18 protein-coding genes are annotated in these 20,162 nt (G+C 35.9%); 12 read left to right on the plus strand and 6 right to left on the minus strand.

The features are described 5' to 3' along the window. The first annotated feature begins 326 nt into the window (after positions 1-326). Positions 327-686, plus strand: a complete 360-nt coding sequence (locus tag GGR08_RS06070) for a hypothetical protein (protein ID WP_183194473.1) — start codon at positions 327-329, stop codon at positions 684-686. Positions 687-786: 100 nt separating this feature from the next. Here the strand turns inward: GGR08_RS06070 and GGR08_RS06075 are convergent, their stop codons facing one another. Then, the gene (locus GGR08_RS06075) at positions 787-942 is read right to left on the minus strand and encodes a helix-turn-helix transcriptional regulator (RefSeq protein ID WP_246350149.1); all 156 of its coding nucleotides are present in this window, start codon (positions 940-942) and stop codon (positions 787-789) included. A 24-nt stretch (positions 943-966) separates the two neighbouring features. Further along, on the minus strand, positions 967-1,149 hold the full coding sequence (locus tag GGR08_RS06080) for a hypothetical protein (protein WP_425485755.1): 183 nt from the start codon (positions 1,147-1,149) through the stop codon (positions 967-969). Between the two features lie 1,199 nt (positions 1,150-2,348). Between GGR08_RS06080 and GGR08_RS06085 the strand changes: the two genes are divergently transcribed. Next, the gene (locus GGR08_RS06085; protein WP_183194474.1) at positions 2,349-3,704 is read left to right on the plus strand and encodes a cation:dicarboxylate symporter family transporter; all 1,356 of its coding nucleotides are present in this window, start codon (positions 2,349-2,351) and stop codon (positions 3,702-3,704) included. Between the two features lie 7 nt (positions 3,705-3,711). On the opposite strand, the gene GGR08_RS06090 is transcribed toward GGR08_RS06085, so the two are convergent. Beyond that, positions 3,712-4,590, minus strand: a complete 879-nt coding sequence (locus tag GGR08_RS06090) for a methyltransferase domain-containing protein (RefSeq protein WP_183194475.1) — start codon at positions 4,588-4,590, stop codon at positions 3,712-3,714. Between the two features lie 191 nt (positions 4,591-4,781). Between GGR08_RS06090 and GGR08_RS06095 the strand changes: the two genes are divergently transcribed. After that, a complete protein-coding gene (locus tag GGR08_RS06095; RefSeq protein WP_183194476.1) occupies positions 4,782-5,567 on the plus strand; it encodes a ComF family protein in 786 nt (261 codons plus the stop codon). A 48-nt stretch (positions 5,568-5,615) separates the two neighbouring features. Continuing rightward, on the plus strand, positions 5,616-5,870 hold the full coding sequence (gene grxC / locus GGR08_RS06100) for a glutaredoxin 3 (protein WP_183194495.1): 255 nt from the start codon (positions 5,616-5,618) through the stop codon (positions 5,868-5,870). A 20-nt stretch (positions 5,871-5,890) separates the two neighbouring features. On the opposite strand, the gene ubiG is transcribed toward grxC, so the two are convergent. Then, on the minus strand, positions 5,891-6,634 hold the full coding sequence (gene ubiG, locus GGR08_RS06105) for a bifunctional 2-polyprenyl-6-hydroxyphenol methylase/3-demethylubiquinol 3-O-methyltransferase UbiG (RefSeq protein ID WP_183194477.1): 744 nt from the start codon (positions 6,632-6,634) through the stop codon (positions 5,891-5,893). A 190-nt stretch (positions 6,635-6,824) separates the two neighbouring features. On the opposite strand from ubiG, the gene GGR08_RS06110 reads away from it, so the two are divergent. Then, positions 6,825-8,081 carry an aspartate kinase gene (locus GGR08_RS06110; protein WP_183194478.1) on the plus strand — a complete coding sequence of 419 codons (1,257 nt, stop codon included), beginning with the start codon at positions 6,825-6,827 and terminating at the stop codon, positions 8,079-8,081. 1,076 nt (positions 8,082-9,157) lie between these two features. Here the strand turns inward: GGR08_RS06110 and nhaA are convergent. Then, a complete protein-coding gene (gene nhaA / locus GGR08_RS06115; protein ID WP_183194479.1) occupies positions 9,158-10,510 on the minus strand; it encodes a Na+/H+ antiporter NhaA in 1,353 nt (450 codons plus the stop codon). Between the two features lie 147 nt (positions 10,511-10,657). Next, complete coding sequence (locus GGR08_RS06120) at positions 10,658-12,364, minus strand: hypothetical protein (RefSeq protein WP_183194480.1); 1,707 nt, start codon at positions 12,362-12,364, stop codon at positions 10,658-10,660. A gap of 357 nt (positions 12,365-12,721) precedes the next feature. Between GGR08_RS06120 and GGR08_RS06125 the strand changes: the two genes are divergently transcribed. The 7 genes from GGR08_RS06125 (at position 12,722) to GGR08_RS06155 (ending at position 20,152) form a co-directional block, all read left to right on the plus strand. Then, on the plus strand, positions 12,722-14,494 hold the full coding sequence (locus GGR08_RS06125) for an SLC13 family permease (protein ID WP_183194481.1): 1,773 nt from the start codon (positions 12,722-12,724) through the stop codon (positions 14,492-14,494). A 581-nt stretch (positions 14,495-15,075) separates the two neighbouring features. Further along, the gene (locus GGR08_RS06130; protein WP_183194482.1) at positions 15,076-15,747 is read left to right on the plus strand and encodes a DUF2659 family protein; all 672 of its coding nucleotides are present in this window, start codon (positions 15,076-15,078) and stop codon (positions 15,745-15,747) included. A 4-nt stretch (positions 15,748-15,751) separates the two neighbouring features. Further along, positions 15,752-17,176, plus strand: a complete 1,425-nt coding sequence (der, locus tag GGR08_RS06135; protein WP_183194483.1) for a ribosome biogenesis GTPase Der — start codon at positions 15,752-15,754, stop codon at positions 17,174-17,176. A gap of 797 nt (positions 17,177-17,973) precedes the next feature. Then, positions 17,974-18,387 carry an AtpZ/AtpI family protein gene (locus GGR08_RS06140; protein ID WP_425485754.1) on the plus strand — a complete coding sequence of 138 codons (414 nt, stop codon included), beginning with the start codon at positions 17,974-17,976 and terminating at the stop codon, positions 18,385-18,387. Positions 18,388-18,410: 23 nt separating this feature from the next. After that, positions 18,411-19,169, plus strand: a complete 759-nt coding sequence (locus GGR08_RS06145) for a F0F1 ATP synthase subunit A (protein WP_183194496.1) — start codon at positions 18,411-18,413, stop codon at positions 19,167-19,169. A gap of 54 nt (positions 19,170-19,223) precedes the next feature. Continuing rightward, entirely contained in the window at positions 19,224-19,454 is a 231-nt protein-coding gene (locus GGR08_RS06150) for a F0F1 ATP synthase subunit C (RefSeq protein WP_004860748.1), read from the plus strand. Between the two features lie 131 nt (positions 19,455-19,585). Next, positions 19,586-20,152 (plus strand): F0F1 ATP synthase subunit B, encoded by a 567-nt coding sequence (locus GGR08_RS06155; protein ID WP_183194484.1) that lies wholly within the window; start codon positions 19,586-19,588, stop codon positions 20,150-20,152. The last annotated feature ends 10 nt before the right edge of the window (positions 20,153-20,162 follow it).

Genomic DNA, 20,162 nt, shown 5'->3' on the forward strand with positions numbered 1-20,162 from the left:
AAGGGGGGGGGATGGTGTGTAAACCATAAAGCCGAAAATCTCCCGATTTGTCGACCAGGCGCTGTTGTTCCACAGCGCAGTGTCAAGAAGCGCTTAAACAGCCCGTTTTGTAAAAAATATAAAAATAGTCGCGAATGCCAGCCTTAAGTCTTGCTGTTTGTAATGATCAACAATCCCCTATCCTTGCTTTCGCTTGGAATGGCGGGATTGTTTTCTCAATCCACCATCTCAATATTGTTCACTGTTGTTTTAAGCAGCGGTGACAGAAAATATCAACAAGCTTACGAGCTTTTTTATTGTAAAGAAACCCGCTGAAAGAGGCGAAAATGAAGAAAGTCTTGCAATTATTGAGCGGCATAGCTCTGTTAAGTATCACTGGATGTGTTAACTCAATTCCCTCACTTTCTCCAGCATTATGGAGAAATAAAATACTTTTAGAATGTGGCGTACCGGACCTTAATAAGGTTGTGGCGCTAGATTTGAATCAATTTGCCAGTATTGAAATGTGTATGGCGCAATCAGGTTTTCGCCCTAGCTTTACAATACAAGATTGGTGTGAGAACCATAAATCGGATAATCTTCCCATATGTCGTCCTGGTGCTGTCATGCCTCAGCGAAGTGTTGAGAGACGCTTAAATAGCCCTTATTGTAAAAAGCATTCAGAACAACTTGAATGCAAACCTTAAATCTTGCTTCAGCAGAGAAAGCCTTGAATTTACACCAAATAAAGCTCTAGGATAATAGGTTTGAGAAAGCCTTGTCCGTCCTTACGTGACAAGGTTTTTTTTATGCCGCGTCACTTTGACGTTGCTGTTTTGCTTGCTCGATGACATTCAAGAGATCCGATTGTAACCAACGGGATAAAAAACCAAATTTTAAGGGTTTTGGTAAAGAGCTATTGGTAACATGACGGCGGAATGTTGAGACACTCATATGAAGCAATTTTGCACTTTCTCCGGCTTGTTTTTAAAAGACATCTCGCAACGCTCGCAAGCTCATTTCAGGACGGCGCCCATGAATGGTATAACGATAAAGCCATTGGGCGCCTCCATCTTGACACTTATGAAGTAATAAGCCAGCATCATCATTATATTTCTCAGCCCCCAATGTTGCGACAGATCTGGCATTAAGCTGATTCATAAGAACCATTTTAGTTCTTTCCTATACAGTTTTCACCCACATGCCAGCCTCGCTTGTGGTGTGCAATCAAGTGATTTTGATTGATTCAACATAAACAGATTTGAAATGAGAGCGCCTTATGTTATTCGGGGTTCTAATTTAATATGAAAAACAGTGAATTAGCATTATAAATAAATACCTTGTATCTTTTACTCAGATTAATATCATCACGATATTTGCGTAACTTTAATAATGTTGTATCTTTGTGTTAAAAATAGTTTATAAGAAATATATTTACCGTGTTCTTAGATATTTTTACTCATTATTATAATAGTAAATTGTTATACTTCAATATACTGTTTTTATTATGAATGCGCTGGTAAGCCACAAAAGTTTCTTTTGTTAGTTGAAAACATAATGTGCGCTTCTTAATTTTTCTTTGTTTCCATTTTTTATTAGCTAGATCTCATGAGGATTCTTCTTCTTTTTTTTCGCGATGTTCTGAGATCCTATAGTTTTTATTGATGTCGAACGGATAAAGTTCATTCTATAGATTCAGGCTGTACACTTTAGTTTATTCCAATGAGATTAATTTAGCACAAAAAGTGTTGAGTGGCTAAATACAGTACGCTTCATGAGAAATTTAATTTCTTATTTTTGATAAATAGTTGGATATTAAATACAGCTATTATTACGGTTAATATCAGCTAATTTTATTATCTCATTGAAATATATGATATTTTTGTTGGTATGGTGTTCCAAATTAATTGAGTAATATGTGTATTTTGAAAGGGATTACATTTCAGTAAGAATTATGACTTTCAAAGCTCTCACATTTACAATTTTTTATTATTGAAAGGGCATATTTTTATGGCTATAAGGATAATTTCGAAAAACAAAAAAATTCTATTGAGAGCAGAAAAAGAATGTATCAAAGGTATTTTCAATAAAATAATTATATTTGAAGTACTGATCAAAGCTGTTGATAGTGTAGTTCATAAAAATTGGCAAGAGTAGCTTGATCTTGTATTTTGCAGAAAAATGCAGAAAAATTATGAATATTCGATAAACATTTATTAGTAGATAAAAAAGTCTTTTAATCTATGAATTGAAAAAATAATGATCTTGTAAAAGCCTTGTAAGCTTTATACTTTAATTTCAAATCTCATGCATTAATTTTGAGTTATGCATATTATTTACGTCAATCATAACAATAGTGGGCATAGACAATGACATTTAATTTTTTCATCAATTTATTTCTATTTGTTGTTTTTTTATTGTGGATTGCCCAAAGTAAGAGAATGCAATGGAGTCTTTCACTACGTGTTATGCTAGGGCTTATTCTTGGCTTAATTTTTGGAAGTGTTTTGCAGGTTGTTTATGGAGAGGGTGAAGGAACTTTATTGAAATCCGTTGAATGGTTTAATATTGTTGGTGAAGGCTATATCTTATTGTTGCAAATGATTGTTATGCCATTGGTTTTTATTTCTATCGTTTCAGCGGTTGCTCATTTACATTCTGTTTATGCTGTTGGAAAGATGAGTATAATAACAATTTCAATATTGCTTTTTACAACGGCTCTTTCGGCGTTAGTTGGTGTGCTTGTGGTTAATTTCTTTGGATTAACAGCCAATGGCTTGGTGTATGAAGGGCAAAATGTTTCTGCTATTCTTGAAGGTCATATTTCTAAACTTGGAGATATAAATATACCAAAGATGATTTTGTCGATGATTCCTAGAAATCCATTCGCTGAGTTGGGTGGGGCTAAACGTACATCAATTATTAGTGTTGTTATTTTTGCGGCATTTTTAGGTGCATCAGTTCTTCTTTTAAAGAAAGATGAGTCAGAAAAAGGAGAAAAAGCGCTTTTATTTATTCAAGTGGCACAAGCTTGGATTATGCGATTAGTCCGTATTGTGATTACTTTGACACCTTATGGTATTTTTGCTCTTATGACGAAGGTAGGAGCGATATCGCGTATTACAGATATTTTTAATTTACTGGTTTTTATCATTGCTTCTTATACTGGTATTCTTTTGATTTTTGGAATACATGGTGTATTGCTTAGCCTTTCTGGGGTTAATCCCTTTCGTTTCTTCAAAAAAGTTTTACCAGTTTTAACATTTGCTTTTAGCAGCCGTTCAAGCGCGGCAAGTATTCCTCTGAATATTGAAGCGCAAACGCAGTGGATAGGTGTACCGCAATCCATTGCAAGTTTTGCAGCTTCTTTTGGGGCAACAATTGGACAAAATGGTTGTGCAGGCCTTTATCCAGCGATGCTTGCAACCATGATTGCATCATCTATGGGTATTAATTCTCTTGATCCTACTTGGATTGCTACACTTGTTGGGGTTGTTACACTGAGTTCTATTGGGGTTGCTGGTGTGGGTGGGGGTGCTATTTTCGCTGCATTGATTGTCTTGCCAATTATGGGATTTCCTGTAGCTTTGGTTGCTGTACTTATTTCGATTGAACCGTTAATTGATATGGGACGTACCGCTCTAAATGTGAGCGATTCAATGATAGCTGGAATGATCACCAGTCAAATTTTACAGACAACGGATAAAAGTATTTTTAAAAAATAATTTTAGATTATGTTTTTGAGGGTTGTAAAATATTCGTAAGAGATGTTTGTGCTGAACCAGGTTGTAGGGGTTTTTGTTGCTTGGGGTGAGGAGCCCAACCGGAGAGCCAAATGAAAGAAAAATGTGCACGAACACGTCCATCAGGATCACTAAATCGTTGTTCATAGATTTCAGCTGCGCGAATAAAAAAGCGTTTAGATACAGGGCGTCGTGAACGACTGATAAGTGCATTTTGCATTCCCATAGCTTTAAGATCGTGCATAAGGTCAAACATTGTATTATAACGTATCGTGATATCTTCCACATCTGCTACAGGTAGAGCAAAGCCAACACGCTGTAAAAGAGCACCTGCATCACGAATATCGGCAAAAGGATAGATCCGAGGGCTTGCACCTCCATAGATTTCAATTTCGGCCTGTAGGAGGCATTCACGTAATTCTATGAGCGTTCCAGCTCCTGTCATAACAGCCAGAAATAAGCCATCTGGTTTAAGGGTGTTTTTTATCTGGCTTAGAACACCAGGGGTATCATTTGTCAATTGTAATGAAAGAAGTGAAACAATAAGATCACAGTAACTTTGAGGTAAATTAAGAAATTCTCGATGACGTAAATGAAATTTTTTATCATGGCTTTGATAAAGCCTATTGGTTTCCATTCGTTCTATGGAAATAACTTTTCCAGATTTCATTAAAGCTTGAGCAGCAAGGTCTGTATGGCTGTGTACATCAAGAGCTAATGTAAAGAGGCGATCAACAGTGATAAGACGTTTATAGAGATCTTCTGCCATGTGAGAGAGTAAAAAGTCATATCCTTTTTTTGCTTTTTGGAAAGCGCGTTTGCGGAATTGTTCAATGCGGTTATGATCAAAAATTAAAGGACACGACATATTGTGGAACACTTTCGATTTATGAAAGAATATATTTTAAAGTCATTTTTGTGCAAACACTACTGAGTTTACAATATGAAAAAAAATAAGCTTATAGAAGGTAAGAGTTTTTAAAGGAATTAAAATTATAAATTGAGGAAATACAAAGGAATTTTTGTTCTACAGGGAACTTGTAAAAGCCTAGATTTATAATGTTTTACTTTCGAAAAGCGGCGTTAAGTAGCGGAGACATACTAAATAAGTGCATTGAACGCTTGAAAACTATATTTTATCCACCAATATGTCCTGGTTGTAAGCAAGATGTTTCGACTTATGGCACAATTTGCTCTGAATGTTGGAAAGATCTTCAATTTATCACGAAACCTTATTGTCCTGTTATGGGGACTCCTTTTGTTTGTGATATGGGGAAAGGTTTTCTCAGTGGTGAAGCATTTCGTAATTCTCTCCCTTTTTCACGTGTTCGTTCAGCTATTGTTCATAAAGGGCTCGCACGAACTTTAGTAACACGCTTGAAATATGGTGACCATTTAGAATTGGCGTCATTTATGGCCAATTGGATGATGTTTGCTGGGCGCGAGGTTATTGATGATTGTGATGTTATTATTCCTATTCCATTGCATTTTCGTCGTTTTTGGGAGAGGCGTTATAATCAATCTGCTGAGCTTGCACGTTATATTGCAGCATCCCAAAAAAAGCTTTTAAAACCGGGGTGGCTTGTTCGTTGTCGGCATACTCGTCCGCAGGTTAGTCTTTCTTCGAGAGCGAGAAAACTTAATGTAAAAAATGCTTTTAAGGTTTCGCAGAAGGTTAAAAAATACCTCAAGGGATGTTCTGTTTTGCTCATTGATGATGTCTTTACTACGGGTGCAACGGTTACAGCAGCAGCTTCTGCATTAAAATATGCTGGGGCACGACAGGTGGATGTGCTAACATTTTCACGTGTTCTCAAAGAAGATTCTATTTTTCCCTCCTTTTAAAAAGAATGTAAAATGAATATTATTAAAAAATATTGGAGCAATAATACTATGAAAGAAATAATAATTTATACACGCCCTAACTGTCCTTATTGCACAAAAGCACGTGATTTGCTTGATAAAAAGGGCGTAGAATATACGGATATTGATGCTTCCACATCCCTTCGACAAGAAATGGTAAAGCGCGCAAATGGACGTAATACATTTCCACAAATTTTTATAGGTGATTATCACGTTGGCGGTTGTGATGATCTTTATGTTTTAGAAGCTGAGGGAAAGCTCGATTCTTTATTACAAGGTATATAATAGTTGTAACTTATATATCCTTAAGACCGTTTGGTGAGAAAGAGATAGTTAACGTCCATATCTTTTGAGAGATTCCAGCTGTCGTTTAATGGATTATAAGTAATACCTATCTCATCAATGACCGTCAGAGCGTTTTTTGATAAGAAATTTTTAAGTTCTCGAGGTTTTAGAAATTTTTTATAATCATGTGTTCCTTTAGGAAGCCAACGTAAGATATATTCAGCGCCTACAATAGCAAGCCCCCATGCTTTCCACGTGCGGTTGATTGTTGAGATAAACATCACGCCTTTTGGTTTGAGCATTTTTGCTGTTGCTGCTATGAAGAGATTAACGTTAGCAACATGTTCAACAACTTCCATATTAAGAATGATATCAAATTTTTCTCCCTCATTGGCGAGTGATTCTGCGGTCGTTGTGCGGTAATCAATTGAAAGACCATTTTGGATTGCATGGGTTTTTGCAACTTCAATATTCGTTTGTGCAGCATCAACACCTACAACTATAGCACCAAGACGTGCCATTGGTTCACATAACAAACCTCCTCCACAGCCAATATCAAGAATTTTCAAATTGTCAAAGGGCGTAAGTGAAACAGGATCGCGATTAAATTCTAAACAGATTTTTTTTCTGATATAAGCAAGGCGTGTTGGGTTAAACTGGTGAAGAGGTTGAAATTTTCCTTTTGGATCCCACCATTCTTTAGCAATACGTGCAAAATGATCAATTTCGCTTTGATCAATAGTTGTTCGTGTTTCATCTATCATTTTTCTTTCCTTTTGTTTTTAATGATCGAAGCAAGTAGATTTTATACTAAAGTCAAGAGAAATTTATATAATCATAATGCAACTTGCACAAATGATAGATATTCGCTATGTCGAGAAAATGGTTGGTTAATACAGCATCTTATTTTCATTATTGCTTGAGATAAGAGGTGTAAAAGTAAGAGTGTTATTAATGGCGCGTATTGTGATGAAATTTGGTGGAACATCTGTAGCAAACATTGAATGTATTCATAATGTTGCACGGCATGTTAAAAGAGAGGTTGATGCAGGCAATGAGGTTGCAGTTGTCGTATCTGCGATGGCTGGTAAAACCAATGAGCTTGTTCAGTGGACGTGTGACGCTGCGCCTATACATAGAGATGTTCGTGAATATGATGTTGTGGTTTCTTCTGGTGAACAGGTCACTTCAGGTTTGCTAGCTTTGATACTTCAGACAATGGGCGTGAATGCACGTTCATGGCTTGGTTGGCAAATTCCTATTCATACAGATAATGTGCATGGCCGTGCGCGTATTATTGATATTGATGGCTCTTTTTTAATAGAGTCTTTTCAAGACGGTCAGGTTGCTGTTATTGCTGGTTTTCAGGGGGTGACTTCGGATAATCGGATTTCTACCTTAGGACGGGGGGGATCAGATACAAGTGCTGTTGCTATAGCGGCGGCTGTGCAAGCTGATCGTTGTGATATTTATACGGATGTGGATGGTGTTTATACAACAGATCCACGTATAGAACCGAAAGCTCGTTGTTTACCAAAAGTAGCTTTTGAAGAAATGCTGGAGATGGCTTCTCTTGGTGCAAAAGTTTTACAGGTTCGTTCTGTTGAATTGGCAATGGTTCATAAGGTTCGTACCTTTGTGCGTTCAAGTTTTGAGGATCCTGATGCGTTAAGCAGAGAGGATCCAATGAATTCTTCTGGAACACTTATTTGCGATGAGGATGAAATCATGGAACAACAAAATGTGACTGGTATTGCTTTTGCTAAGGATGAAGCACAAATTTCCCTTCGTCGACTTGCCGATCGCCCAGGAATTTCTGCAGCAATTTTTGGTCCCTTGGCTGAAGAAGGTATTAATGTTGATATGATTGTGCAAAATATTTCTGAAGATGGTTCAAAAACTGATATGACTTTTACTGTCCCATCAGCAGATGTAGAAAAAGCCGTTGCACTTCTTGAGAAAGATCGCAAAAAAATTGGATTTGATGTTCTCCAATTTGAAAGCGATCTTGCCAAGGTATCTGTGATTGGTATTGGAATGCGTAGCCATGCAGGTGTTGCCGCGACAGCGTTTAGGGCGTTGGCTGAAAAAGGTATTAATATTCAAGCAATCACAACCTCAGAAATTAAGATTTCTATTTTGATTGATAGTGCTTACACTGAACTTGCAGTTAGAACATTACATGCTGTTTATGCACTTGATAAGGGGTAAGCATTTTTAAACTCCAGCAAAATTGTAATAGTATAAATCTTTAATGTATATTAATAGTTTTTCTTAAGGCTGATTTGTATTTTGAACTTAAATGAGAATTCTCAATACAGAAAAATTATCTTATTTTAAATTTATTCATGGTTTTTGAAACGGAAAGATAATCTAAATTTGGGAGAATATAAAATCATAAAGGTAAAAACCGATATTCATCTTTATACTTATAAAGATGCAAGCGAGAAATATTAAGGCTATTTTAAATTTCCAATGTTGCGATATTTTTTGCTTTGAAATAGGAGAATACTGCGATGTTTTACTTTTTCGTTCAAGCTATTGAATAATAAAGCATCCTGGAAAATATATTTGCCCAAAAGATAAGATGTCTTGTAAAGAAAGCTAGGATTAAAGCTATTGAGAATATCGGCAATAAAATCAGTAACGAGGAGGTTTGTTTGTTGAAAAAATAAGCGATAGGATTACTTAACTGATTATAGAAGTTCTGTTTTCTATGCTGTTTTTATTAACGGATAAGTGAAGATGGAAGAGCTGTTAGGGAGTATAACGCACGGTAAAAAATCATTTTTCAACTAACATCTACACACTTTGTTATAAAAACTGTAATTCATAAGAATTGTAATGATGGAGTTAAGATTTTGAACGTCCCTCTATGATTCTGGTACAAACAGTTAGGGTGAGAAAGTTATTTTGTTTTTTTATCTTAATTATCTCGATATATGTGGTTCAGTTGCATTGAGCAGCCAAGAACTTAATGGTGGATTTAACAGAAAGACAGCTTCACCATACTTAAATCAATAAAAATCATTTTTGCGCACGTCGTGAGTGGGGTTAGTATAAGTAAAAAATTATTGAAGGAAGGAATAAAAATATCTCTTATCATCCTTTTCGAGTGTCAAGAGTTTTTACGATATTAGGGGAATGATATTAATTTTCTCCTTCATAGATATAAAGGTGGGATAAAATAATTGCTTTTATGTTAAACGTTGCCCAAATCCAAAAAATGAAAAAACCATTTTTGAAAAGGCCCGCATACAACCTATTTTCAGTTAATTTATAGGGAACTATTGAGAAACTTCTTTGTTGCGCTTAATATAAATAAATCCATATCCTAGACCGATAAGAGCTGATAAACCAGAGCCACAAAGTACTCCAATTTTTGCAGCATCAAGCAAAATAATATTTTTAAAAGCGAGCATTGAAATAAAAATAGACATTGTAAAGCCAATTCCTGCTAAAAAACCAATGAGTAAAATACCTGTCCATGTCATATAGGGGGGTAGGCGGCATAACCCTGTTTTTACGGCTAGGTAACTGGCAGTGATAATGCCAAAAGGCTTACCGACAAAAAGACCAATGATAACACCGAAAACAATTAAAAATGACTTGTCGGAAGAAAGATTAAAATTTGCAAAACTGACTCCTGCATTTGCAAAGGCAAAAATCGGCATTACACCGTATGCAACCCATGGATGTAGTGCTTTCTGAACACGTGTTACCGGAGCAATTATGGCACGTTGTCCTTTGCGCATTTTTTTTAATGCAGCTGAAATATGATGTAGATCCATTTTTGTATTTTTTTCTTGAAGAATTTTCATGGCGCTACTGAGCATGGTAAGTGGCGCAACAAGTGTACGGGTAGGCAAAACGGGAGTCATCATACCTAAAATTACGCCGGCAAGTGATGGATGAACGCCTGTAACCATTAACCCCCACCAGATGATCGCACCAGGAAAAATATAAAGCCATGCTGATGCAAGTCCGATCCATTGAAAAAATAGCACCAGAGCAATACCTGTTCCTGCAATCAGTAAACCATTAAGATCAATATTTGTTGAGTAGAAAAAGGCAATAATAAGAACAGCAATAATATCATCAATAATGGCTAGCGACAGAAGAATGATATGAAGATTAGAAGGAATTTTTTTTCCAAGAAGAGCAAGAATACCTAGAGCAAAAGCAATATCTGTTGCTGTTGGCACAGCCCAACCGTTTATATGCCCATCATTAAAGTTGAAGATAAAATAAATAATTGCAGGGAAACAAACTCCCCCTATTGCAGCAACAATTGGTAAGATCGCTTGTCTAAAATCGGCAAGAATACCTTCGTGAATTTCACGTCGAATTTCCATTCCTGCTACGAGAAAGAAAACAGTCATAAGGGCATCATTAACCCAGAAATGCAAACTCCATGAAAGGGTGAAGTGACCCAAATTAAAACCAAGAGGAGTATGCCAAAAAGATTCATAGAGAGCAGCATATTTAGAATTAGCAAAAATGAGTGCAGAAGCAGCAGCTAATAAAAGAACAATACCACTAAGAGCTTCAATATGAAGAAAACGCTCAATAGCAGAAAGCGCTTGATTGGTGACACGAGAAGCACGGTTAGGCAGGCGATTTGAAGATAAATCAGACATAAATAACTCCAAGTATCGACAATTTTGGTTCTACATTCTTTAGTATAAAGGACTCTGTACAATATTCTCTGTACCATATAAAAGCTAAAAGAGGAATTAAAGTTTTTAATTTATAGGCAAGATCATCGTGTTTAAAATACAAAATGTTTAGGATGATACTTCATTTTTAATAATAAGATCTACGTTGCTTAAAGCCTTGGATAGATCATTTTGTAGAGCAGATTCGAGATTAATCATTGTAAGACCTTTCTGATCTTTTGCTTTAATTTTGATGATCAATGTTTGTGGGTTTTTAGCAAATTCACCTAAGGATTTTGAAATTTTTTCTGCTGCGTCATAATTTTTTAGCAAGATTTTCGGGCTTTGCGTCATCATTAGATAGAAATCATCATAGAGTTCTTTTTTAAGATCATGTTTGCTGTCATTAAGATTTTGCGCAAGATAGGAAAAAAGCTTATCAATGAAACCTGCATCCCTATATTGTATATCAATTTCATTGATGCCAAGGTTTTGAGAAGCAGCAATCATTACATCTTTCTGACCAGAAAAAAGCTTTTCATCGACATCAATAATCTTAGCTGAGATGTTGGCAGATCCAACGTCTTTCATATTGAAAGACATTGCATCAAGAAAGAGTATACGCTTTTTTTCATCGTAAGAAATATCAATTTTTCCTGAAATATTAAAGTGCTCAAGGTTCAGATTTTTGAAGAACTCTAAGTTTTTTTCATGCATTTTTTTAGGTAAAATGGAAAGGTTCTTGAGTGAAACAAAAAGCTTTTTAGGAATAGGTTGTTTCCACAAGCTTGGTTTTAATTGGAATGATTCGAGGGTGGCTTTCAACTGCGGGCTATCAATGGTGATATTATTAACTTTGGCATCAGCTGAGGCAATGGCGAGCAGTATATTTAAAAGTGACCCATTTTGTGCTATTTTTTCAGCGATTTTATTCTTCTCTTTTTTTGCATTAAAGTAAGCTTTGATCAATTTTTCAGGAGTTTGTTCAAGTAGCTTCATCTTTAAACCAGATGTTTTAAATTGTCCGAGGAATAAAGAGCTATTTTTTTCTGCTTCTTCAAAAATATCAACCCTTAGATTATTCAGAGAAATGGGGCCAGTAACGGCTTTAGCTTGATTGAGAGCGTTGTTTTTTCCAAAAATAATAGAATAGGCATAATTGATGTCGATATCATGGGCTTTTATTATATCACTTTTAGCCATAAGCTGCATCTGTTTGGCACCATTTACTACGTTTGTTTTAAGATCCATATTTTTGATACTAACTGAACGGATATGACCATTCCTCAAATCAGAAAGCTGGAAATTCGTGACTTCAATTGTTTCTATTCGTTTATTTTTATTTTCTATAGAAAATTTTATATTGGGAGCAATAATTGAGGAAAGCTCAATACGCATCATTGTTTGTAAAAGATGTGATGCGATCGTTTTATCTTGTTTTTTTAAGAATACACGCCTAAGAGATATTTGGGGAATTTGCAAATGAAGATTATTATGCTTTAAATCTACATTATAAAGTGTAAAAGTTCCAGGAATAAAAGAAAGAGGAGGACGGGCTGAAATAGCACCAATTTTAAGTGATGTTCCGGCTTGAACGGGTAAAATAACATTCTTCAAATTGACTTTACCTAGAATGCTCACTTCAGATGTTTCCGCTTTTATGGAGCGATGTGCTATCTCTTGTCTTACAAAATTGTCAAGATAGGGTTTTGCGCTGTAAAATCCACCAACAACTATAATTGCCAAGATAGCAACAATTCCAATAATACAAGTGAGCCAATATTTCAGGTTACTTTGATACCCACTATTAAGATTGACCATTTTTCTTTCTTTCATTTTTATCATTCTTCGAATTGAGCGTGAAGACAAATTCTTTTAAGTAACAACAAAGGTTAAAATATAGCACATTTCAGTTTCAACAGTCATCTACGCTCTATATTTAGATTTGTTCTTATCTCTTTTGCAATATAGCTTTATCAATTTTTGTTAATTTTATTTGGATTCAATATCTTATAGAAAATAATGCATAAGTAATGAAGAGTAAGTTTATGCGCATCATAATTTTTATCACTTTAAAATCATTATAAAATATTCTTCTAGCGGCTTTTATCTTGCTGCTGTTTATAGGAATATTTAAAACATATAAAAAATATGTTTTTATTCATTATCATTTAATGGGGAGAGGTGAGTATTATGACAGAAAATCAAATCATAGCTTTTTTGATTATTGGTTTCATGATGGTTGTTTTTATTTGGGATCGATTTCGTTATGATCTTGTCGCTATTTGCACATTATTAATAGCTTGTGCTATTGGCCTTGTTAGCCCAAAGGAAGCGTTTAACGGTTTTAGCAATGATATCGTTATTATTGTGGGGAGTGTGTTTATTGTTAGTACTGCTGTATCTCGCTCTGGCATAATGGAATTTATTATTCAACGAATCTGGCCAGATGTAAAATCGGTGCGTCTTCAATTAGCTTTTTTGGTTCTTTCCGTTGTTGTATTAGCAATGTTTGTTAAAAATATTGGTGCTTTAGCTATTATGCTTCCAATAGCTTTTCAGTTTGCTCGTCGTTCTCAGGTTTCTCCTTCTGTCTTTTTGATGCCTATGGCCTTTGGTTCTTTATTAGGAGGGCTTATGACACAGATAGGAACATCTCCCAATGTTGTTATTTCAGCGATGCAAGAACGTTTAGCAGGAACACCTTTTACTATGTTTGATTTTATGCCAGTTGGTGTGGTTCTTGCGACGGTTGGTGTTTTATATTTGGTCTTTTTTTATTGGTTTTTGCCTGTACGTGTGCGTTCAGGTGTATCGTTTGATGATGCCATTGATATTCGTAATTATGTTGCAGAAGTGCATATTCCAATAAATTCACCGATTGTGGGGAAAAATATTGTTGATTTGATTAAGTCATCAAGTGGTGATGTTATGGTGATTCAAATCATCAGAAACAAAGTATCTATTTCACCATTGCCAGATTTTGTTTTGTCTGAAAACGATATTGTTTTGCTAGAAGGGTCGCATACAGGGCTAGATAGCGTGATAAGCTCTGCTCGTTTAGAATTTTCTAAGGGACGAACTATTTCTACAGGTGATAAGGACAGTGACATTGATATTATCGAAGCAGTCATCACCCATAATTCTCCGCTTATTGGTATTAGTGCGAAAGAGTTTTCCTTATTTGAACGCTATAATATAAATTTTCTTGCATTGAGTCGTCAACATGAAAGGGTGCGGGGGAGACTTGATGATATTATCTTCCATCTTGGAGATGTCGTTGTTTTACAGGGACAGGATGCAGTTATTCCAAATTTATTAAGGGAATTGAAATGCTTGCCCCTAGCAAAACGAAATATTGTGTTTGGAAATTTACGGCATGGTTTTATAGCTTTAACTATTTTATTTATAGCAATTATTTTTACAGCTTTTCATATTGTTCCAGTCGCTTTTTCTTTCTTTGCTGCTGCTGCTGCAATGGTTATCTTACGCGTTTTGCCTGCGCGTGATCTGTATCAGGCATTAGATGGCCCCATCTTAGTACTATTAGCGGCTCTTATTCCAGTGAGTGAAGCGTTAGAAAAAACAGGATGTACCGATCTCATTGGTCAATGGTTGAGCCAATTGGCAATATTTTTCCCGCCATTTGGCGCTTTAGCACTTATGTTGGTAACAGCTATGTTGGTCACGCCATTTTTGAATAATGCAGCGACGGTGATGATGGTAGCACCAATCGCATCAAGTTTTGCTCATTCTCTTCATTATAAGCCTGAAGCTTTTTTGATGGCTGTTGCAATTGGTGCAGGTTGTGAGTTCCTTACACCTATTGGCCATCAAAGTAATATGCTCGTCATGGCACCAGGAGGATATCGTTTTAGTGATTATCCACGTTTAGGGGTTCCGTTAGCGGTATTGATAGTTATTGTTGCTGTTCCAATGCTTATGTGGATTTGGCCATTACAATAGGATATTTTCAGAAACTTTGGATATCAATTACAAGGGTTATTAACCGTATAAAGATAAATTGAAGGGGTCCACTTTAGTATAAAGAACTTTGATTGAAATTTGGAAATAGATCACAGTTTTATCATAGCGCTTTGGTATTTTTTACACAGATAAAAATTTATTTCTTTGGTTTTAAGGAAACTTCATAGAAAATTACCGTTTGTTCAAGTTTAAAAAATTGGTTTTTCATTGTAATTCCTACGATTGAATACAATATAACGATTGTATTGAAGACTTTAAAAGATTATCTCTTTCCGTTAATGGAAGAAGGGATGCTTTAAGATAATAGGCAATTATTAAGTCTTAACGTAGTGAATTTTTCTATAAGGCGCAAGTTTATGTAAAAGCTGCAATGTGAACCAAAAAGGCATTTACATCATTTTTGATGAAGTCACAGTTGCAAAAATCTAATTGATTTGGTTACATGTTGATTTGAAATAAATAAACGAGTATCCTAAGGACTTTTAGTTGATTTAGAGCTCCCATCTTTATCCATTTATGCATAAAAGCGCCGGGAGTAAATTTTTTACAAGGTATAAGATATGTCGCATGATAGTTTTATTGCTGAGGTTAATGCTGAATTTCGTCAGGAAAAGGCACTTGTATTTTGGAGACGTTACGGTTTTTCAATTATTGTAGCAGGTCTTTTTTTCATTCTCATGATAATTATCTATCAAATTCATTATCATGCACAAATAGAGAAAGCAAACCGTATTAGTGACGCATTTGTAAAAAGCCTTAATTTTGCGGATACACATCATTTTGATAAGGCGATAAAGCAATTGGAGAATGTTAAAGATTCTAAGCTTGGAGGATATCCTTTTCTTGCTCATTTGCGGGAGGCTTCTTTATTCATGGGGAAAGGTGATATGATTAAGGCAGTGGAGATCTTTGATTCTGTTGCAGCGAATAATCAAGCACCGCAGATTTTACAGAAAGTTGCAAAAATTCGGGCAGCCTATATTTTAGTTGATACAGGGACTTTAGATGATGTCAAGAAGCGCGTCAAAGATATGGCAAGTGATATCGATGCTATGCGTATGTCTGCAAGAGAAGCTTTGGGTTTAGCGGCTTATAAAGCGAATAAAATGGATGAGGCGGTTTATTATTTTAAGAAAATTTCTGAAGAAGGTGCTTTGGGTTCAAAAATAACAGATCGGGCTCGAATAATGCTCGAGCTTATACAAGCTGAGGGCAAGGCAAATAAGGAATAAATTGATGAGCCTTACCATTGCTATAGTTGGTCGTCCTAATGTCGGAAAATCAACGCTTTTTAATCGTTTGGTTGGGCGAAAATTAGCTTTGGTTGATGATAAACCAGGTGTGACACGTGATCGGCGTATTCATGCGGCAAAACTTCAGGATCTATGTTTTGATGTGATTGATACGGCTGGGCTGGAAGAAGCAGATGATTATACACTTGAAGGGCGTATGCGTTCTCATACGAAAGCTGCGATCGATGAAGCGGATCTTATGTTATTCGTATTTGATGCAAAGAGTGGAATAACCCCAAGTGATTTATACTCTGCTTCACTGGTTCGCAAGTCAGGGAAGCCAATTGTACTTGTTGCTAATAAGTCCGAGTCAAGAGCAACAATAGGAGGAGAGTATGAGGCGTGGTCATTAGGTTTGGGGGAACCGTGCTCAATATCAGCTGAACATGGTTTGGGACTTAGTGATCTTCGTGATGCAATTATCGATGTTATTGGGGCTGAGCGCGCTTTTTGCAACAACAAAGAAGAAGATATTATAATCCGACCTGCATCTGTTGGTAATGATGTAAACAATTTGGAAGAGGAGGAGCTTATTTACGATGAAAATAAGCCTATTCGGATTGCAATTGCGGGGCGTCCCAATACAGGAAAATCCACTCTTATCAATAGCATGCTGAAACAAGACCGGTTGTTAACAGGCCCAGAATCAGGGCTCACGCGTGATTCTATTTCTGTCGATTGGGAATGGCGTGGTCGTCATATTAAACTTTTTGATACTGCAGGTTTACGTAGAAAATCGAAAATTCAAGAAAAATTAGAAAAATTATCTGTTGCGGATACTTTGCGTGCCATTTGTTTTGCAGAAGTGGTGGTTATTGTTTTTGATGCAACAATGCCTTTTGAAAAACAGGATTTACAAATTGTTGATCTTGTGATTCGTGAAGGGCGTGTTCCAATTATTGCTTTCAATAAGTGGGATCTTATTAAAAATAGTCAGGCTACATTGATTGATTTGCATGAAAAGTGTGCGCAATTTCTTCCTCAAGTTCGTGGTTTAAGAGCCGTTACTTTATCAGGGCAATATGCTCAAGGAATTGATAAACTCATGGAAAATATCATGATGATGCACTGTGTATGGAATCGTCGTATTGCAACGGCTAAATTGAACAAATGGCTTGAAGCGGTTGTAACACATCATCCACCTCCTGCGGTTTTAGGACGGCGACTTAAGGTTAAATATATCACGCAAATTAAGACTCGTCCTCCTGAATTTATGATTTCTTGTTCGCGGCCCAAAGCAATGCCCAAATCGTATTTACGTTATCTTGTCAAAGGGTTACGTGAAACATTTGATATGTTTGGTATACCAGTTCGCATATCATTACGAGCTTCTGATAATCCTTTTGCAGTACATTCTAAAAAAAAATGATAGCTCTTTAATTTTTATAAGAGAATGAAAGTTACACTTAAGAATCTTTAAAATAAGCTTTTTATTGTTTTCAATATGAAAATGAATTGATTATCTTAACAGATAATAATTTCTCTTATAAAAGTGAAAAATATTTCTTTTCTAAGATATTAATTATCAATGATCATTTATTCACATGTTTTGTGAAAAATTTAATAGAGAGTATTTAAGTAAGAGCCCACAATCTTCTTCATGGGTTATTTTAATGCAAGAATAAATGCCATATAAAGGTAGGGGAATATAAGTATGATACCAGTTTGAAAAGAAGCATACGCTGAATATCGTAAGATTATTTAACATTTCAAATTTGTTCATATTGAATTAATCAAAGCTATTTGTTGTCTATCACAAGCAGGATTGATTTATGAGTAAAAACAATTGAAAAAAATTGCTTTTTATGCTCTCTTTCAAAATTAAGTACGGCATTGTCAGCCGGAAAATGATAATATGATCGTATCAGTTTACATCTTTTGTTAAGCATAAAGATAGTATCTTTATGGAGTTTTATATTACTCATGGGAACTTTTGGTTGTTTAGTCATGGGTATTGTCGTGAAATTAGTTTAGACCCCCAGAAATCTCTTTTTTTTAAGCATATCAATAGAAAATTACGTTCTTTATGCGATTTAAAATTTATCCGATAAATTGTGATAGATTTCTTTTAGTGTCTTGACGAATAAATTCGGGAACAATATGATGCGCATGGTTTTATGAGATGCGTTCTTACTCTGCTTTTTAATTAAGGAGCCAATGATGGCGATGGGCGAAAAAAACCTTATAAGCCTCAAGGAGACTGAAGAGAAAAAGCAAGAGGAATGTTTTCATTTAGAGGATTTGAAATGTCGTAGTAAGAATTTAGGCAGAGCCTTAATGCACAAGCAGGCATTAAAGAATCGGAAGTGTAAGTATAAGCGGGAAAAATCGCAAGGGAGGATGGCAGATGCAATTGGACTTTCTAGTGAGTTTTTGGCAAGCATTATAGTTGGTATTGTTTTTGGGTTAGGGTTTGATGAATTAGTAGGCTCGTATCCATGGGGATTGGTGTTTTTTCTCTTCCTTGGGTTTGCAGCGGGTGTATTGAGTATTCTTCGGTCTGTAGGGTATGTTCCTTTCAGTCAGTTAGGGAAAAACGGCGTATTACGCCAAGATAAGCAAAATCAAAGAGGCCAATGAGAGGTCCAATAAATGAGGTTGAAGTGACAGCGCACACTCCAGATCCTATCCATCAGTTTGAAGTTTCACGGCTGATTAAGATTTCCATAGGTAATATGGATTTATCTTTTACAAATGTATCATTGTTTACAGTCATCACGGTTGTTATAACTTCCATTTTTCTTTTTATTTCCTCATCAAGTCGAGGATTGATTCCAACGCGAATGCAGTCTCTTTCAGAAATGGCATATGAGTTCGTAGCATCGACTCTGCGCGAATCATCTGGTGTGCAGGGAATGCAGTTTTTTCCTTTAGTATTTTCCCTATTTACTTTTATTTTGGTTGCTAACTTTATTGGTCTTTTCCCTTATTTTTATACGGTTACATCTCAAATCATGATTACATTTTCGCTAGCAATGGTAGTGATTTTAACGGTGATTGGTTATGGTTTTTATAAACATAGGATCGGTTTTTTGAAACTGTTCGTTCCCAGTGGGGTTCCTGTTGTGGTTTTGCCTCTAGTGACAATGATTGAGGTTATTTCTTTTTTCTCCCGTCCAATCAGTCTTTCGCTTCGTCTTTTTGCGAATATGCTTGCTGGTCATATTACGCTCAAAGTGTTTTCTGGGTTTGTTGTTTCAATGATTGGGATAGGATTTATAGGTATAGGTGGTTCGATTTTACCTCTTATTATGACCGTAGCGATTACTGCTCTTGAGTTTTTGGTCGCATTTCTTCAGGCTTATGTTTTTACAGTTTTAACTTGTATGTATCTTAATGATGCGATTCATCCAGGACATTAACAAAACTGGCGGTTTCCCATCGAATAATGCAATTTTTCTTTAAAGGAGAATAATATGGAATTAGTGCTTGCAGCAAAATATATTGGCGCTGGTCTTGCATGCTTTGGTATGGCAGGAACAGCTTTAGGGCTTGGTAATATTTTTGGTAGTTATCTTTCTGGTGCATTACGAAATCCATCAGCAGCAGATAGTCAGTTTGGGCGTCTTGTCTTTGGTTTTGCTGTAACAGAAGCATTGGGAATTTTTTCATTGCTCATTGCTTTATTACTTCTTTTTGGGGTTTGATCATCATTAAAGGGTATATCTGTTCTTTGTAGGAGAAGGATTTACCCTTTTAAGTTCTTAAGCAGAGAGATGTTAGTTGATTATCACCGGTTATAAAGGGCTTTAATAAGCTATTTAAAGGATGAAAGAAGATGTTTTTTCCCAGCGCTTATGCACAAAATACTGAAACGTCGATAGCGCATATTAAGAAAACGGCAGAGCAAGTAAATCGTGTGTTTCCACCTTTTGATTTTGCGCATTTTAGTTCGCATTTTTTCTGGTTGGCAGTTTCTTTCGGACTTTTTTATCTTTTTATCTCTCGTGTGATTGTTCCACGTATTGGTGGTGTTATTGAAACGCGTCGAGATCGCATTGCATCTGATTTAGATCAGGCGATGCGCATGAAGCAGGAAGCAGATACTGTTGTTGAAACTTATGAGCGGAAATTAACAGAAGCGCGTTTGAAAGCTCATGCTATAGCACAGGTAGCTGGTGAAGAGTTAAAAGAAAAGGCGGAGCTTGAACGGAAGGAAATCGAGGAAAGTTTAGAGAAAAAGCTCGCAAATGCTGAAAAACAGATAGCAAAAATTCGAGATAAAGCAATGCAAAATGTTGATTCTATCGCTGAAGAATTATCTCTTGAAATTGTGAAAAAATTGATTAATGTTGATATCAGCAAAGAGACTGTTCGTTCAGTTGTTAAAGCTGCGGATTATTGAGGAAGGCAAA

Origin of the sequence: Bartonella fuyuanensis (genome assembly GCF_014197255.1) — a bacterium.
GTDB lineage: Bacteria > Pseudomonadota > Alphaproteobacteria > Rhizobiales > Rhizobiaceae > Bartonella > Bartonella fuyuanensis.

Coding starts and splice junctions, on each gene's coding strand:
- nhaA (WP_183194479.1), bottom strand. CDS start 10,510: ATGTCTGATTTATCTTCAAATCGCCTGCCTAACCGTGCTTCTCGTGTC.
- der (WP_183194483.1), top strand. CDS start 15,752: ATGAGCCTTACCATTGCTATAGTTGGTCGTCCTAATGTCGGAAAATCA.
- GGR08_RS06125 (WP_183194481.1), top strand. CDS start 12,722: ATGACAGAAAATCAAATCATAGCTTTTTTGATTATTGGTTTCATGATG.
- GGR08_RS06085 (WP_183194474.1), top strand. CDS start 2,349: ATGACATTTAATTTTTTCATCAATTTATTTCTATTTGTTGTTTTTTTA.
- GGR08_RS06155 (WP_183194484.1), top strand. CDS start 19,586: ATGTTTTTTCCCAGCGCTTATGCACAAAATACTGAAACGTCGATAGCG.
- GGR08_RS06140 (WP_425485754.1), top strand. CDS start 17,974: ATGGGCGAAAAAAACCTTATAAGCCTCAAGGAGACTGAAGAGAAAAAG.
- GGR08_RS06090 (WP_183194475.1), bottom strand. CDS start 4,590: ATGTCGTGTCCTTTAATTTTTGATCATAACCGCATTGAACAATTCCGC.
- GGR08_RS06130 (WP_183194482.1), top strand. CDS start 15,076: ATGTCGCATGATAGTTTTATTGCTGAGGTTAATGCTGAATTTCGTCAG.
- GGR08_RS06070 (WP_183194473.1), top strand. CDS start 327: ATGAAGAAAGTCTTGCAATTATTGAGCGGCATAGCTCTGTTAAGTATC.
- grxC (WP_183194495.1), top strand. CDS start 5,616: ATGAAAGAAATAATAATTTATACACGCCCTAACTGTCCTTATTGCACA.
- GGR08_RS06080 (WP_425485755.1), bottom strand. CDS start 1,149: ATGGTTCTTATGAATCAGCTTAATGCCAGATCTGTCGCAACATTGGGG.
- GGR08_RS06095 (WP_183194476.1), top strand. CDS start 4,782: ATGTTTTACTTTCGAAAAGCGGCGTTAAGTAGCGGAGACATACTAAAT.
- GGR08_RS06150 (WP_004860748.1), top strand. CDS start 19,224: ATGGAATTAGTGCTTGCAGCAAAATATATTGGCGCTGGTCTTGCATGC.
- GGR08_RS06110 (WP_183194478.1), top strand. CDS start 6,825: ATGGCGCGTATTGTGATGAAATTTGGTGGAACATCTGTAGCAAACATT.
- GGR08_RS06120 (WP_183194480.1), bottom strand. CDS start 12,364: ATGAAAGAAAGAAAAATGGTCAATCTTAATAGTGGGTATCAAAGTAAC.
- ubiG (WP_183194477.1), bottom strand. CDS start 6,634: ATGATAGATGAAACACGAACAACTATTGATCAAAGCGAAATTGATCAT.